The sequence below is a fragment of the Cupriavidus sp. GW823-FHT06D04 genome (genome assembly GCF_058795055.1).
Map to the genome: position 1 here is coordinate 1 of NZ_JBXAHL010000101.1, position 1879 is coordinate 1879.

Here is a 1879-nt window from a genome sequence, read left to right on the forward strand (position 1 = left end):
GCTAGCCCTACCTTCGCAAGCTCGGCGTTGTTCCGCGGCGGCACCGAGTCGGAATGCCGCGTAGATACTGGATTTCGCTTGATTCTTTGGCTCGAGAATGCTACATGAAAGAACATGCATATCTTCGAACGAGAAGTCAACGGCCATCGCTACCGTATTGCCGCGCAGTCGGTGTGGGACGCGGAGCGGGGCCGTTCCGTCGCGCGCCAAGTCGTGCTGGGACCGGCCGAGCCGCCGCGAGTTGCGGATCTGAGCGCGACCCAGACGGTGGGTACGCGCGGGGTCGGCGACGTCGGAGCCTTGATCTGGGTGGCCGAGCAACTGGACTTGGTCGGGCGGATTGATCGCGCGTGCGCGGGGGTTGGCGCCAAGGATGGCCCGTCGGTGGGTGAGTTGGCGGTGGCTGTGGCGATTCAGCGTGCGTGTGCGCCGGGACCCAAGTGCGAGCTGGGTGATTTTCTGGACGCGAGTTTGCCGCGGCTGTCGTGTTTGCCGGGGTCCGCGTTCACCGGTCAGGCCTTTCATCGCGTCGCGCAGCAGGTGACCGATGAGCAGTTGGAGCAGGCTCAAGTGGCCATCGCGAAGGCCGCGGTGGCCCGCTTCGAGCTGTCCGCCGACGTGCTCGCGTTCGATACGACGAACTTCGATACCCACATCGACACGCAGACGCCCGGCGAACTGGCGCGGCGAGGCCACGCCAAGAGCAAGAGAAGCGACCTGCGTGTCGTAGGGCTTGGCGTCCTGGTCAGCGAGACCGGGCATGTGCCGCTGTTGTATCGGACGTATCCCGGCAACGGCTCGGACCAGGCCGTGCTTGCGGCGTGCCTGGGTGGGTTGGCGCAGTTGCACGAGGCACTCGACAGCGGTGAGGGCCGCGAGCGGCCGGCGCAGCGCACGGTGGTACGAGACGGCGGGTTTTGGAGCCCGCAACTGGAACTCGATCTCGATGCTGCCGGCTACTACAGCCTCATCTCGTTGCCACTGGGACACAAGGCCGCGGAGGAGGCGCTGCGGATGGCGGCGCAGCGCGGTGCGATGAAGCCGCTGTCGGGCAAGCTCAGCGACGTGCGGGCGGCGCGAGTTCGGACCACCGTGGGCGAGTTGGATCGCACGCTCGTCGTGGTGGAGAGCCAGGAGTTGCTGGCGGGCCAGAAACGCGGGATCGCGGGGGCACTGGGCAAAGCGAAAGTGGAACTGAGCACGCTGGAGGGGTTGGTCGAAAAGGGCCGCATCACGCGCAGCCGGCTGGAGCTGCGGGTCAAGAAGGCACTCGCTCGGGAACACCTGTCGAGCTTCGTCGTGACCACCATCGCCGGCAGCGAAGCGGCACCGACCTTGCATTGGCACGTCGATGCCACGTTGCGCCGCGAACTGGAGAGAACGCGGCTGGGCAGGCGGGTGCTGTGTACGGATCGGCACAACTGGAGCACCGGGCGAATCGTTTCCGCCTTCCGAGGACAGTGGAACGTCGAGGAGCTGTTCCGCAGGGCGAAGAAAGGCGGCGTGGTTCCCTGGGGACCTTCACACCAGTGGGCCGATGGATCGTTGCGTCTGCATACCTTCGCGACCGTGCTTGGCCTGATGCTCGTGAGCTTGGCGCGGATGGCGCTGAGGACCGACGCATCGGCGCGCCGGATGATGGAAGGACTTGCCGAGATCAAGGTGACGCTGGTGAAGACGAAGACCGGGACAGCGGGACGACGGCCAACGGCGATGCTGGCACCGGACCTCACGTCCGAGCAGCGCCGCGCCGTGAAGGTCTTCGAGCTGCAGAGGTGGGCACCAATATTGTTTCATGTATGACTTCCGAGCCCATTCAGTCATGATTTACAGCCTAAGAGCGCCGATCCGGCGCCTTGCTTTGCGAAAGTAGGGCTAG

General features: G+C 65.4%; 1 protein-coding gene. It reads left to right on the top strand.

Annotated elements, in window-relative coordinates; genetic code table 11:
* Positions 1–114 precede the first annotated feature (114 nt).
* The gene (locus AC1Q7H_RS39735; protein WP_492382508.1) at positions 115–1803 is read left to right on the top strand and encodes an IS1634 family transposase; all 1689 of its coding nucleotides are present in this window, start codon (positions 115–117) and stop codon (positions 1801–1803) included.
* Positions 1804–1879 lie beyond the last annotated feature (76 nt).